Origin of the sequence: Xanthomonas vasicola (genome assembly GCF_000772705.2) — a bacterium.
GTDB classification, from domain to species: Bacteria; Pseudomonadota; Gammaproteobacteria; order Xanthomonadales; family Xanthomonadaceae; genus Xanthomonas; species Xanthomonas vasicola.
This window is the reverse complement of record NZ_JSBW02000023.1, coordinates 46,192-58,556: the sequence shown is the minus strand read 5'-3', so window position 1 is coordinate 58,556 and position 12,365 is coordinate 46,192. Positions and strand designations below refer to the sequence as shown.

Below are 12,365 nucleotides of genomic sequence, written 5' to 3'. Positions count from 1 at the left end.
CTGTGCCTGTAACCCAGGCAACACCCCGCAAACGGCCGAAACCGGCAAAAAATCGGCGATTTGAGCGCCCTCAGCGCGGCGGATGCGGTTGCTTCGTTTTCCGGTCGCGTTGATCAGACCATCCTTAGCTTGCACCCGGCACCCGACGCGCGCCAACTGCGCACCATTGCAGCTGACGACGCGACAATCGCCGCACTCACTTGGCCGCGATCGATCCAGTCAACGACACCGTGCCCATCCCACCGGTGATTTCGAAGCCGGCCTCCACCACCTGCAGATACAAACTGCTGTTGTAGCGGCCATCGCCGCCGCGCAACGCCTGCAACTTGGTCAGAAACGCTTTGACATCGACCTTGACATTGCCCTTGGCCGGCAGTGCATTGCTGTTGCCCGCGCTGCCATGCGGAATGAAGGTGTACACATAATAGCCGGCAGCGGAGTTATCGCCCTCCCACAAATCGTAGGTCACGCCGCCGGAGGTAATGGCGTTGGCGGTCGTCAGGGTGCCAAGCGGATACGAATTGTTGGCGCCCCAGATCATCACTTCCGGTTGCGGGTTGCCCTTGCTGGCGTCCGTGCGAAAGAACAGGTCGTAGGCGAAATCGCCGGTCTGCCCGCTGCCCTTGGTGGTGAATGCCAACGTCCCACGTAAGCTGCCGATCTTGGACACCTGATGCGGAAAGTAGCTATCGGGAGCCGGATTCATCGTGTAGTGCCAACCGCGGCAGATCGCCGGGTACCCATACAGGTTACCGCTAGGCAGGTTGTAGGAAATGGTCAGGCTCGGCGTGCTACCGCTGCCGAAGGTGGCCTGGATGTTGTTGTTGGCGTCGTTGAAATTGTTGTTGAACGCGTACTGCGTGCCATAGACCTTGGTCTGGCCGGTGTAGGCACTGGCGCTGGTCGCGACCAGCAGCAAGCCCAGCGCAGCGGCACGCGGCAACCGACCACAACGGGCGAACAGCGGCGAGTGAGAACGGCTATGCATGTACATGGATGTACTCCGAAGATGGATGGACCAAGCACGCCCACCGGCAGCGGCATGACGCCGAACAGTAGACGAACGAACCTCTCGCATCCGGCACGACGACGGCTTTGCGTCACCTACCGAATGTCTGCGCACTGACGGCGCGCAGACATGTCATCCATGCAGACCGGTCACCGTGGCCTCATCCGATGTGCGATGCCACGCTACAGGCGACGCACATCTTGCCACTTCGTTGTCGTGGGCGCAGTGAGCTGCGCAGAGATTAGCTATCGAACAGCAACAGGCAGCGCGCAGGTTGCGGCATACCCATCCCTGGCAAACCATGTGCCTGCCAGCCGGTGCTGGCCGCATGCACAACAGCAACAGCTGCACTTACTTCGCATCCATGGTCGCACTGACCTTGGCCCACCCATTGCCGCGCACCACCTCAAATCCCGCCCAGGCCGCATGGAGGTACATGCTGTTGTTGTAGCGGCCATCCTTGGAGCGATTGTTTTGCAGCCAGGTCAGAAACGGCTTGGCATCCACGTTGAGGCTGCCGCTGGTCTTGAGCGTCGGCTGGCCGGCGGTGCCAGTCGGGATGAAGGTGTAGACGTAATAGCCGGCGCCGGAATTGAAGCCTTCCCACAGGTCGAAAGTGCGCCCGCCAGCGGTGAAGACCTTCGTCGCAGTGACAGTGCCGATCGGCCAGGAGTTGTGGTTGCCCCAGATCATCACTTCCAGCTGCGGGTTGCCCTTGGCGGTATCCCAGCGGAAGAAGATGTCGTAAGCGAAATCGCCGGCCAGATTGGTGCCGCCTGCGCTGTAGTTGAATTTGAACGGCAACGCGCTGATCGACGAGATCTGCTTGGGAAACAGCGTGTCGCTGGTCGGATTCCAGTTGTAATGCCAGCCGCGCACGATCGCCGGGTAGCCATACAAGTTGTAGTCGGCGAAGTTGAAGGTGACGGTCAGCTCGGGCGTACTGCCGGTGCCGAACGTGCCCTAGATGATGTTGTTGGGATCGTTGAAATTGTTCACCCACGCATAGTGGTTGCCGAAGATCTTGTACGGGCCGGCAAGCGCCATGGGGACGAGTGCTGCCAGACCGAAGGCCAGCGCTGCGGTCCACCAGCTTGCTGCGCGCCGCCGCGTGGTCGGCGCCCGGGCGTCGGTGTGAGGAAGGGAGCTGGGTGGGCGGTTGTGCATGTTGACGCTTCGTATGATCCAGCACGGCGGCACTGTGCGGCGCCGTCGAGATCTGTCGTGCGGCGATCGGGCTTAAATCCTAGCAGTGGCGTCGCGAGGGGAGCTAGCGATTCCGGCAGCCCTAGCCCCCCAAGCGCGATAACGGGCGCTACCTTGCACTCGGAGCGTGCGCTGGCTATCAGTTAGCGACCAGGACAGCGCGCGGCGGCACGTGTCGCGTCAGGACAAGGGCGCACCAAGGTGGCCAACGGTGCACAGCCATATGCGCATCGGCCACATCTCGGCATGCCGACGCGGTGCCAGTTGTCCGTGAAATGCCTATCCCGGCGCAGTGGTGTAGTGACGCCTAAACCTACGTGCGCCGACCCCGCGGCCATCCACGCGATACACGCCACGAACCTCCATGTCAGGTCTACGCACAGGAGCGTTTGGGATAGCGTTCGCACTACAGACAACGCAACAGGCGGAGGGGGTGACGGTGCGTATCGGAATCGTAGTGGACAGTGCGTGCGACCTGCCGCAGGACTTCATCCAACGTAATAATGTCATTGTGCTGCCGATCAGCGTGCGCATCGGCGAGGCCGTGCTGGCCGATCACCGCGACGAAGAAGCCACGCTGAGCTTTCTGCAGGCGCATGTGGCCGAGCGTGGACACGAAGCGGAAACCACACCGTTTTCGGTCAACCAGATCCGCGATCTGTTTCTGCAAACAACTGGTCATCGACTACGACCATGTATTTTGTTTGACCATTTCCAAACTGCGCAGCCAGATCTTCGACAACGCGATGCAGACCAGCTTCGCGATCCTCAACGAGTCCAAGCCGATCCGACAGGCCGCCGGCCACACCTCGCCGTTTGCGTTACGGGTGATCGACACGCTCAACCTGTTCGCCGGCCAGGGCATCACCGCCGTAGAAGCAGTGTTCCTGCGCGACCAGGGCCAGAGCGTGGCAACCATCCGCACCCGCCTGGAACATCTGGCCGAGCACACCTACGGCTACATGATTCCGCGCGATCTCTACTACCTGCGCGCACGCGCGCGCACCAAGGGCGATCGTAGCGCCGGCCTGATCTGCGCTGCGCTGGGGAGCGCGCTGGACATCTAACCGGTGCAGCGCGCCTACCGCGGCGTCACCGAGCCGGTGGCCAAGCTCAAAGGCTTCGAGCCCTCAGCGGAGACGTTGTTCGGCTTCACCGTGCGCAAGATCCGCGAGGGGTTGATGACCCCAACGGTGTGCGTGGGCTACGGCGGCGAACTCGCCGAACGGCACGCCCTGCCCGGCTACGCCGCACTGCAAAGCGCCTGCCAAACCCGCGGCGTGGAATTGTTCGAAAGCGTGATGAGCCTGACCGGCATGGTCAACGTCGGCAGAGGCGCGCTGGCAGTCGCATTTGCCGCCGAACCACACACGCTTCGGCCTGAGGCGTGGGCTAGCGGTTGATCCTCACCACCGCCTGGAACTCAGCTTATTACGAGCTGAAACCTCGCGCACTGGCCGTCTCCAGGGGTCATCGCCCGCCTACCGTCGCGCAAGAACGGACAAGGACGTACTTGCAGCGGGTTTCGCGATGTGGGTCGGCGAGGAGTCTGCAACAAAGCCCCCCAGGCCAGCAGCTCGCCAACTGGGTGTTGTACCCCGGCGGCAGGTAGCACGCTACCGAGTCGTAACGACACTGACCGGTTGAAGATCGAAACTGGGTAGCTCAACACCAGCCTACCTAACACCGTTGGTATTCGCGCAACCATTGAGCGTTCACTCAAGCACCGGCATCCAGTCGTTTAGACAACGCCGAGAGGGTTCCTTCGCGGCTATACCCTGCCCGCCTGTCGACGGAATGCTCACCTACGCTGCACTAACGTGCCGGCGTCATCCATCTGAGGTTTGCATATGCCTGTCAGCTATTCGATCAGCCTGCCCGATCCCAAGCTCGCTCGCGGTAGCGCGCCCTCGGTGAGCTTTACCGCCAATGGCGCCGAGGCGTTCGCCGAACAGTTGCAGGCGGCGCTGCGCGATGCGGCCTGGTTCGATCGTTGGCGTCAGCTGCAGCCCGACCCGGACGAGGTGGATCCCAGCCTGGGCATCACAGACCCGGCAGCGACGGTGACTGGCAAACAGCACGACCTGCGCATCGACCTGGTTGCCACCACCAGCATTCCCGGTGACCTTTTCAAACAGCGCATGCAGGCGCTAGCCGGCTCGCACTGGGAAATGCGCGACGTCCGTTAAGCCGAAGATTCTGAAACCCGGGCATCCCAGTGCGCGCGATTGACGCCGTTGAGCAGCAGCCACAGGCACAGGGCTGTTTCGCCAACGAGCACTGACAACAGGATGCCCGGGGTAATCGTTGCAGCAAGTTCCGACGCCGACAGTTCGGCAAATGCGGTGATGCGATAGCTGATGCACGCCAACAGCATCAGCATACCCAACGCGCGCGGCAGGTAAGTGGAGCGATAGATCAAGCTGCCGCTGACCAGGCAGGCGGCGCCAAAAAAGATCAGCGCGCTATTGCACGCAATGCCGTGGACCAGCAAGGCGATCGATGCCAGTGCGAACATGCCTCCACGTCACGCAGCTATCAGTCGCCCTGCGCACCCATCCCACATACACAATCGCCCCGCGCTCACCCACGCAACGCCGCAGCATGATATGCAATGTGCTCGCCGATAAAGCTTGAGATGAAGTAATAGCTGTGGTCGTAGCCGGGCTGCAGCCGCACTGTCACCGGGTAGCCCGCGGTCTTGGCGGCATCTTCAAATAGCGCTGTTTTCAGCTGGTTTTGAAGAAATTCGTCGGCATCGCCTTGATCGATCAACAGCGGCAGACGCTCCTGAGCTTCAGCGATCAAGGCCGTAGCATCGTAGGCTTTCCACGTGGCGCGATCGTCGCCCAGATACTGGCCAAATGCTTTCTCTCCCCATGGCACCTGGCTGGGCGCTACGATCGGCGAAAACGCCGACACACTGCGATAGCGCCCCGGGTTTTTCAATGCAATGGTCAAGGCGCCATGCCCGCCCATCGAGTGGCCGCTGATCGCACGCACGCCAGTGGTGGCGAAGTTTGCTTCGATCAACGCCGGTAATTCGTTCACCACGTAGTCGTACATGCGGTAATGCGCTGCCCACGGTGCTTGCGTGGCATTGACGTAAAAGCCAGCACCCTTGCCGATATCGTAGCCGTCCGCATCCGCCACATCGTCGCCACGCGGGCTGGTGTCCGGCGCCACCAGGATCACGCCATGCTCGGCGGCGTAGCGTTGCGCGCCGGCCTTGCTGATGAAATTTTGTTCGGTGCAGGTCAAACCGCTCAGCCAGTACAGCACCGGCAACGGGCCGTCGGCGGCTTGCGGCGGCAGGTACACGCCCACCTGCATGCTGCAGTTCAAGGTCTGCGACTGATGCCGATAGACATCCTGCCAACCGCCAAAACAGGCACGGTGTTCGATACGTTCCATGAAGATTCCTTACGAAGAGAAAACCCTGCAGCCGGCTCGCCGGCTTCAGGGTTGGACCATCAATGCAACAGACCCTTCTTGCGCGCTCCATGTGCAGACAGGGCACCCATCAACGCCGGCGACAGGCAGTCGTACGGCGACAACCCAAGTTCGCTCAGGCGCGCACGCACCCCATCCATCTGCTCCGGCTGCGTGCCGGTTTCGGTGATGGATGACACGAACGCTGCAAAACCGGGCGCCGACCAGCCCTGTTGCTTCGACAACCCGGTGTGCACGAAATCCAGACCATAGAACGCATGGTCCTTGTTCTCGATCCGGCCATACAGATGCACGCCGCAACCGGTGCACGCGTGACGCTGAATCGTCGCGCTTTCATCGACGATCTCCAGCTTCTCTTCGTGCGCCGTCACTTTGACGCTATCTCGCGGCACCACGGCCACCACAGAGAACTTCGCGCCGTCGGGCTTCCAGCATTCACTGCAACCGCAGGCGTGGTTGTGCGCGGTCTGCGCAGACAGGTCCACGGTCGCCTTGTTACTGGCGCAGTGGCATTCAAGCGTGCCGCCTTGAAAACCTTCTGCGCCGCCTCGCGCAACACCGCCATCTACGGAAGGATGAATCGACACATTCGTCATTACGCCCCTCCCCGGAGTCTCGGGTACTACGTGCGCGGAAGCGGCCGCGCGCCGATCCTGGCCGTACGGTCAGAAATGGATCACGGTGCGGATCGACTTGCCTTCGTGCATTAGGTGGAAGGCTTCGTTGATCTCTTCCAACGGCATGGTGTGGGTGATGAACGGATCCAGGTCGATCTCGCCCTTCATCGATTGCTCCACCATGCCCGGCAATTGAGTACGTCCCTTGACACCACCGAAGGCCGAGCCGCGCCACACGCGCCCAGTCACCAGTTGGAACGGACGTGTGCTGATTTCCTGGCCCGCGCCGGCCACGCCGATAATGACGCTCTCGCCCCAGCCCTTGTGGCAGCACTCCAGCGCCGAACGCATCACGTTGACGTTGCCGATGCACTCGAAGCTGAAGTCCACGCCGCCATCGGTCAACTCGACGATGACCTCCTGGATCGGCTTGTCGTAGTCCTTCGGATTGATGCAATCGGTGGCGCCCATGCTGCGCGCCAGGTCGAACTTGCCCGGGTTGGTGTCGATGGCCAGGATGCGCCCGGCCTTGGCCTGCACCGCGCCCTGAATCACTGCAAGGCCGATGCCGCCCAGGCCGAACACCGCCACGCTCTCGCCCGGCTTGACCTTGGCGGTGTTGTGCACCGCGCCGATACCGGTGGTGACGCCGCAGCCAAGCAGGCAGACCTTCTCCAGCGGCGCCTCCGGGTTGACCACGGCCAGCGAAATCTCCGGCACGACGGTGTATTCGCTGAACGTGCTGCAGCCCATGTAGTGATAGATCGGCTCACCGTTGTACGAAAAGCGCGTGGTGCCGTCGGGCATCAGACCCTTGCCCTGGGTGGCACGCACGGCCTGGCACAGGTTGGTCTTGCCGGACAGACAGAATTTGCACTGGCGGCATTCGGCCGTGTACAGCGGGATCACGTGATCGCCCACCTTGACGCTGGTCACGCCTTCGCCGACCTGTTCGACGATACCGCCGCCTTCGTGCCCGAGCACCGACGGGAAAATGCCTTCCGGGTCATCGCCGGACAGCGTGAAAGCATCGGTATGGCACACGCCAGTGTGCGTGATGCGGACCAGCACTTCGCCGGCTTTCGGCGGTGCGACGTCGATTTCGACGATTTCCAGCGGCTTACCGGGTCCGAATGCAACTGCTGCGCGGGATTTCATTAGATGACGCTCCTGACGATGAGGTTCAAGGAAGGGCACGGCAAGCACCGACCCGGTGGGCGTTCTATTTGAGGTAGGACCGGACCAAGCCGAGCAGCTCCTGTACCCGCTCGGCGCGTTGCGCGTCGGATGCGGCGGCATGCCCAAAATCTTCGCGGATGTGCGCTTCAAGCACCTGGGACATCAGCCCGTTCACGGCACCCCGGATCGCGGCGATCTGCTGCAAGACAGGCGCGCAGTCTGCGCCCGCCTGCAGCGCCCGCTCAACCGCGTCGCATTGCCCGCGCAGACGGCGCACGCGTGCTAGCGCTCGCTTTTTCTCGTGCGGCGAATGCGGCATGGCGGCTCCGGCAAAATACTGGGGAGCAGTATATGGACTGCTTCGGAAAAAGCTATGACTGGCCGCTTGCTGGCCGTCATCGTGGCGAGCGCGATCACCGCCGTTCTTTGGTGGACGGGCGCTGCGGTCACTGCGCGCTGACGGAACAAGACCAGCGAGGCGACTGTTAGCCCCAGTGCGGCACGCGCATTGCGCAGATGTGCCCGGTGAGTCGCACCCTGCATGCAGGCGGGGTGCGCACCGAACTCTGTGGTTATGGGCCATTGCCGCAGCGTCTGATCCTTCGACAGTCCTACGGCTGCCGGCCGCTGACGTCGCATATCCGCATCAGCGCGGTGGCGGTGGCGGTGGCGGTGGCGGTGGCGGTGGCGGTGGCGGCTCAAATCCTGCAGCATCCAGAGATTCCGCCAGCACGTCGGGCGGCAGCTCCGGCATCGGCGCTGCGACACCTTCCGCGGTGGCGCATGCCTGCAGCGCTGCGTCGAATTCCGAATCGTAAGGCGGAGCACCCGGTGGTCCGTCTGCTGCATCGGGTGCGTCGAATGCGTCCCTATCCGCACCTGGCGGTGGCGGCGGCGGCGGCGCTACGCCGTTGTATACAAGGCAGCCGTCGAAGGCTGACCGGTCCAGCCGCTCCGGCGCAGCGCGGTGCGCGACGTCGGCGGGGTTGGGACCAAACCATGTTCTGGCGCACAAGCCCCTAATGCATCGATTGTTCTTGCACTCGATGGCGGTGGCGGTGGCGGTGGCGGTGGCGGCTCACGATGCGCGTATGGACGAGGCGCATCATGCGTAGCACGACAAAAGTTCGCACAACCTCCCCAGCTGAGCGCTGCGAGGACTGCAGTGATAACGGCAACGTGTGGCCGTGTGTGGGCTATCGTAAATTTCCCTGGCTAGATGACGCATCTGCGCACGGCATGCAGATGGCGGACGCGGGCTGTGCCGCGCTCGTCAGGGAAGATTTGCAGCTGACTGTGCTATGCATTTGCCGCCGCGCCCCGCGTGCCGGCGTCTATTTGCGCTTGCCGGCATCCGCAGGGCGATGCACCGTGCGAACAACACCGTCTTCGGCTTACGCGCTGGAAGATGCAGCAGGTCTGGCAGTGATGACGGTGACGCCGTCAGTTTTCGACAGCAGCCGGCGCCACGATAGCCACAGGATCCACTGCATGCTCCGGCAGCGACGCCAGGACTGCATTGCGAAAGCGCGCGGCAAATGCCGCGTCGTTGGCCTGGTAGAACGCGCGTGCGTTGGCCGACAACTGATCCAGCTGCGCCTGCGGCAATGCCAGGGCGGTTTCTACTGCCTGCGCAATGCCCGCCGCGTCTGCGTAGTAATACGATGCCAGACGGCGCTGACGCACCTCGGCCACCGGAATCAATACACCATGTTCTGGCCTGATCAGCTCGTTCATCGGCTCGCCGTCGGTGGCCAGTGTCACCGCGCCAACGCTCAGCGCTTCCATCAAGTAATGGCCAAACCCCTCGGCCTCGGAGGGGCACAGATGGAACAGATGCGCGTTTTGCATGCGGCGCAGTTCGGCATCGTCCAGGTATCCCACGCGGTGGTCGATATTGGGCGCCACCACCGGCTTGCCGGCGGTGCGCGGGTTCTGCACCACCGTCAGCAGCGGCCACTCCGGATGCCGCTGCCAGGTCTCCAGCAGCACGCGCGTCCCCTTGGCGGTACTGCGCCCGGCCAGGTGGAAGAAAGCGCGCTGACGAAACACGCGCGCGTCGTACCGATCCGGGCTGGTGAAGCCGATAAAGCGTGTGGCACACCCCAAGCTGCGGAAGATCCGCTCGGCATGGTGGGTCTTGCACAACACCGCATCGAAGCGCGGCAGCAATGGCAGCCACTTGGGCAGCAGCCATTCCGGATTAGGCACCAGCAGGTTGATCTGCCCTAGCAGCAGGCAGCGCTTGTACACGCGTTCGGAAAAGATCTGTAGCGGCACCCGCCCGAATAGCACGCGGCTGGCCCAAAGGCGCGCCTCGCGACCGGTGTCGTGCAGGCGCTGGCTGGTGAATCCTACTTCCTGCACCGGCACCCCGCCGGCGCGCAGTGTTTCGGCCATCAGCACCATGTCGCGGGTCAGGCCAACGCCATTGTCGCGACTGATCACCCGCATCATCGGAAACGCCTTGTCATGCGCGCACGCGCCAGTACAGCGGCATAGTGTCGATGCCATAGATTCCTGCGCGATGTCCAGTTCTGTCATGGTGCGTTACACGTGTGCCAATGGTTGACAAATTCGATCATTATGATGCGTGCTTCCAGCCTTGCAATTGCCAGCACCATGTCTACGGCAGCCACCACCTTGCGCGGGCCAACCTCCGCGCCACAGACGATGACCCCCATGGACCTGCAACAACCCTGCGTTCTCGTGGTAGACGACGACCCGGACCTGCGCAAGCTGATCGGCGAATTTCTGAGCGCGCACGGCTACCAGGTGGATATGGCTGAAAACGTGGCAGAGATGCGCACCGCCATGGCGCAGCGCCGCCCGGACCTCATCGTACTCGACGTGATGATGCCGGGAGAAGATGGGCTGAGCGCCGCGCGTGCCCTGGCCAGCGAGCGCGGTTCACCTGCGGTCATCATGCTCAGCGCCCTGGGCAACGACACCGACCGCATCATCGGCCTGGAAGTCGGCGCCGACGATTACCTGGCCAAGCCCTGCAATCCACGCGAATTGCTGGCCCGTGTGCGCGCCCTGTTGCGGCGCAGCCAGGCCAGCAACGAGCAGGCCGATCAGCGCGGCAATGTCTACGAATTCGCCGGCTGGCGGCTGGATGTGGTGCGCCGCGACCTGCGCGACCCCACCGGCATCTTCATCAATCTGTCCGATGGCGAGTTCGCGTTGCTGCGTACCTTCGTCGAACACCCGCAGCGCGTGCTCAGCCGCGACCAGCTGCTGGACTACGCCCGCGGCCGCGACACCGACGTCTACGACCGCGCCATCGACAGCCAGATCAGCCGCCTGCGTCGCAAGATCAATGAGCGCGTCCATACCGAGTTGATTCGCACCGTACGCAACGAAGGTTACATGCTGCTGCCGGGCGTCTCGCGCTTGTGAGCAAACCGGCACGTCGCGGGCTGTCGATCTTTGCCCGGACTTTTGTGTTGTTGGCGGTGGCCCTGCTCACCGCCCAGGCGGTGGGCATCGCCCTGCTGGTGATGCGCACCCCCGTCTATGAGCCGCCGGTGCATCCGCCGGAAGTGGTGGCGCTGCTCTCCACCCGCATGCCGGCCGGCACCCAGACCCTGAAAGTGCATGAAGCGGCGCAGGCGCCCATGCCGCCAATAGGCCAGGTGCGCGACCCGTTCGCCGAAGTGCTACTTGCCCATTGGCTGGATGTGCCCGAAGCGCAGGTGCGGTTCTATCGCTACGCCAACGATCGCGAAGCACCGCAGCCGGACATGCTCCCGGCGAAGCGGTGGTCCACCCAGGAGCACCCAGCCGATGCCGGTGGTGTTGCTGACGAACGCCCTGGTGCGCAACCACTGCCCCCCTTTCCGGACGACTGGCCGCGCGACGGCCAGCCCGGTGCACTGTCCGGCACCGGGCTACGTCCGGATGAAATGCCCGGCGCATGGGAAAGCGAGCGGCTGACCCCCGGCGTCCCGCTACTGGACGGCTTCACCGCCGCCCTGCAACAGCCCGACGGCAGGTGGCGCACGGTGGAATCGCCACGTCGAGGCCTCTCGGGCGAGTTCGAGACCCATGTCGTGCTGCTGTTTCTGGCCGGCCTGCTGGCCAACGTGCCGTTGGCATGGTGGTTTTCGCGGGCACTGTCGGCACCGATCAAGCGCTTTGCCGAAGCCGCCGACCGCCTGGGCCGTAATCCCGATGCCGCCGCGCTGCAACGTAGCGGCCCGCCGGAAATTGTGCGCGCAGCCGATTCGTTTAACGCGATGCAGGCGCGCCTGAACCGCCTGATCAACGAACGCACGCATATGGTCGCGGCGATCGCGCACGACCTGCGCACGCCGCTGGCGCGGCTGTCGTTCCGTCTGGACGGCCTGCAGCCAACGCTGCGCGAAAAGGCGCTGGCCGATATCGACGAAATGAAGGCGATGATTTCCGCAGCGCTGGACTTCATCCAGAACGATCGGCATCGCGGCGAACGCGCGCGGCTGGATCTGCGCTTGCTGGTGGAGAGCGTGGTTGACAACGCCACCGATATTGGCGCCGATGCCGAGCTGCTGCCTGGCCCGGAAATCACCCTGGACGGCGACCCGCTGGCATTGCGCCGTGCAGTCATGAACCTGCTCGAAAACGCCTTGAAATACGGCAAGCGCGCCCGCCTGCAACTGCATCGCGAGGGCGAAGACGGCGTGTTGTGGATCGACGACGATGGTCCCGGCATCGATCCCACCCAACGCGAACAGCTGTTGCTGCCGTTTGTGCGTGGCGAGTCCTCGCGCAATCGCGACACCGGCGGCATCGGACTGGGCTTGTCGGTGGCGCACAGCATCGTGCTGGCACACGGCGGCGAAATCGAGCTGAACAACCGTCCCGAAAGCGGCCTGCGGGTGTGCGTGACACTGCCTTGCCAGCCGAGCACATGAATT

At 63.2% G+C, this 12,365-nt stretch carries 11 protein-coding genes and 2 pseudogenes; 4 read left to right on the top strand and 9 right to left on the bottom strand.

Features of this window, described 5'->3' with window-relative positions:
- Window positions 1-196: 196 nt before the first annotated feature.
- Window positions 197-988 carry a GH12 family glycosyl hydrolase domain-containing protein gene (locus NX05_RS04945; protein WP_407830366.1) on the bottom strand — a complete coding sequence of 264 codons (792 nt, stop codon included), beginning with the start codon at window positions 986-988 and terminating at the stop codon, window positions 197-199.
- Window positions 989-1,360: 372 nt separating this feature from the next.
- Window positions 1,361-2,176 (bottom strand): annotated as a pseudogene (locus tag NX05_RS21815) (GH12 family glycosyl hydrolase domain-containing protein).
- 478 nt (window positions 2,177-2,654) lie between these two features.
- On the opposite strand from NX05_RS21815, the pseudogene NX05_RS23585 reads away from it, so the two are divergent.
- Together NX05_RS23585 and NX05_RS04915 are read left to right on the top strand one after the other, a co-directional pair.
- Window positions 2,655-3,618 (top strand): annotated as a pseudogene (locus tag NX05_RS23585) (DegV family protein).
- A gap of 447 nt (window positions 3,619-4,065) precedes the next feature.
- Entirely contained in the window at window positions 4,066-4,404 is a 339-nt protein-coding gene (locus NX05_RS04915) for a hypothetical protein (RefSeq protein WP_039432235.1), read from the top strand.
- Here the strand turns inward: NX05_RS04915 and NX05_RS04910 are convergent.
- The 7 genes from NX05_RS04910 to NX05_RS04880 all read right to left on the bottom strand — a co-directional run bounded on the left by NX05_RS04910 (window position 4,401) and on the right by NX05_RS04880 (window position 10,008).
- Window positions 4,401-4,733, bottom strand: coding sequence for a DUF4386 family protein (locus NX05_RS04910; protein ID WP_080764492.1), 333 nt, complete (start codon window positions 4,731-4,733; stop codon window positions 4,401-4,403). The two genes, NX05_RS04915 and NX05_RS04910, sit on opposite strands and share 4 nt — an antisense overlap.
- A 65-nt stretch (window positions 4,734-4,798) precedes the next feature.
- Window positions 4,799-5,629: an S-formylglutathione hydrolase gene (fghA, locus tag NX05_RS04905; RefSeq protein WP_010377839.1), complete on the bottom strand. Its 831-nt coding sequence runs from the start codon at window positions 5,627-5,629 to the stop codon at window positions 4,799-4,801.
- Between the two features lie 59 nt (window positions 5,630-5,688).
- Window positions 5,689-6,264 carry an S-(hydroxymethyl)glutathione synthase gene (gene gfa, locus NX05_RS04900; protein WP_039432237.1) on the bottom strand — a complete coding sequence of 192 codons (576 nt, stop codon included), beginning with the start codon at window positions 6,262-6,264 and terminating at the stop codon, window positions 5,689-5,691.
- A gap of 69 nt (window positions 6,265-6,333) precedes the next feature.
- Window positions 6,334-7,443, bottom strand: a complete 1,110-nt coding sequence (locus tag NX05_RS04895; RefSeq protein ID WP_010365569.1) for an S-(hydroxymethyl)glutathione dehydrogenase/class III alcohol dehydrogenase — start codon at window positions 7,441-7,443, stop codon at window positions 6,334-6,336.
- Window positions 7,444-7,507: 64 nt separating this feature from the next.
- A complete protein-coding gene (locus NX05_RS04890; protein WP_010365571.1) occupies window positions 7,508-7,783 on the bottom strand; it encodes a metal/formaldehyde-sensitive transcriptional repressor in 276 nt (91 codons plus the stop codon).
- 327 nt (window positions 7,784-8,110) lie between these two features.
- The gene (locus NX05_RS24700; RefSeq protein ID WP_039438396.1) at window positions 8,111-8,479 is read right to left on the bottom strand and encodes a hypothetical protein; all 369 of its coding nucleotides are present in this window, start codon (window positions 8,477-8,479) and stop codon (window positions 8,111-8,113) included.
- 428 nt (window positions 8,480-8,907) lie between these two features.
- Window positions 8,908-10,008: a glycosyltransferase gene (locus tag NX05_RS04880; protein ID WP_039432239.1), complete on the bottom strand. Its 1,101-nt coding sequence runs from the start codon at window positions 10,006-10,008 to the stop codon at window positions 8,908-8,910.
- A gap of 138 nt (window positions 10,009-10,146) precedes the next feature.
- On the opposite strand from NX05_RS04880, the gene NX05_RS04875 reads away from it, so the two are divergent.
- Both NX05_RS04875 and NX05_RS04870 read left to right on the top strand, forming a co-directional pair.
- Complete coding sequence (locus NX05_RS04875) at window positions 10,147-10,866, top strand: response regulator (RefSeq protein WP_010365575.1); 720 nt, start codon at window positions 10,147-10,149, stop codon at window positions 10,864-10,866.
- Window positions 10,863-12,362, top strand: a complete 1,500-nt coding sequence (locus tag NX05_RS04870) for an ATP-binding protein (RefSeq protein ID WP_010377830.1) — start codon at window positions 10,863-10,865, stop codon at window positions 12,360-12,362. The genes NX05_RS04875 and NX05_RS04870 overlap by 4 nt, the downstream gene beginning before the upstream one ends.
- Window positions 12,363-12,365 lie beyond the last annotated feature (3 nt).

Coding starts and splice junctions, on each gene's coding strand:
- NX05_RS04945 (WP_407830366.1), bottom strand. CDS start 988: ATGCATAGCCGTTCTCACTCGCCGCTGTTCGCCCGTTGTGGTCGGTTG.
- NX05_RS04915 (WP_039432235.1), top strand. CDS start 4,066: ATGCCTGTCAGCTATTCGATCAGCCTGCCCGATCCCAAGCTCGCTCGC.
- NX05_RS04910 (WP_080764492.1), bottom strand. CDS start 4,733: ATGTTCGCACTGGCATCGATCGCCTTGCTGGTCCACGGCATTGCGTGC.
- fghA (WP_010377839.1), bottom strand. CDS start 5,629: ATGGAACGTATCGAACACCGTGCCTGTTTTGGCGGTTGGCAGGATGTC.
- gfa (WP_039432237.1), bottom strand. CDS start 6,264: ATGACGAATGTGTCGATTCATCCTTCCGTAGATGGCGGTGTTGCGCGA.
- NX05_RS04895 (WP_010365569.1), bottom strand. CDS start 7,443: ATGAAATCCCGCGCAGCAGTTGCATTCGGACCCGGTAAGCCGCTGGAA.
- NX05_RS04890 (WP_010365571.1), bottom strand. CDS start 7,783: ATGCCGCATTCGCCGCACGAGAAAAAGCGAGCGCTAGCACGCGTGCGC.
- NX05_RS04880 (WP_039432239.1), bottom strand. CDS start 10,008: ATGACAGAACTGGACATCGCGCAGGAATCTATGGCATCGACACTATGC.
- NX05_RS04875 (WP_010365575.1), top strand. CDS start 10,147: ATGGACCTGCAACAACCCTGCGTTCTCGTGGTAGACGACGACCCGGAC.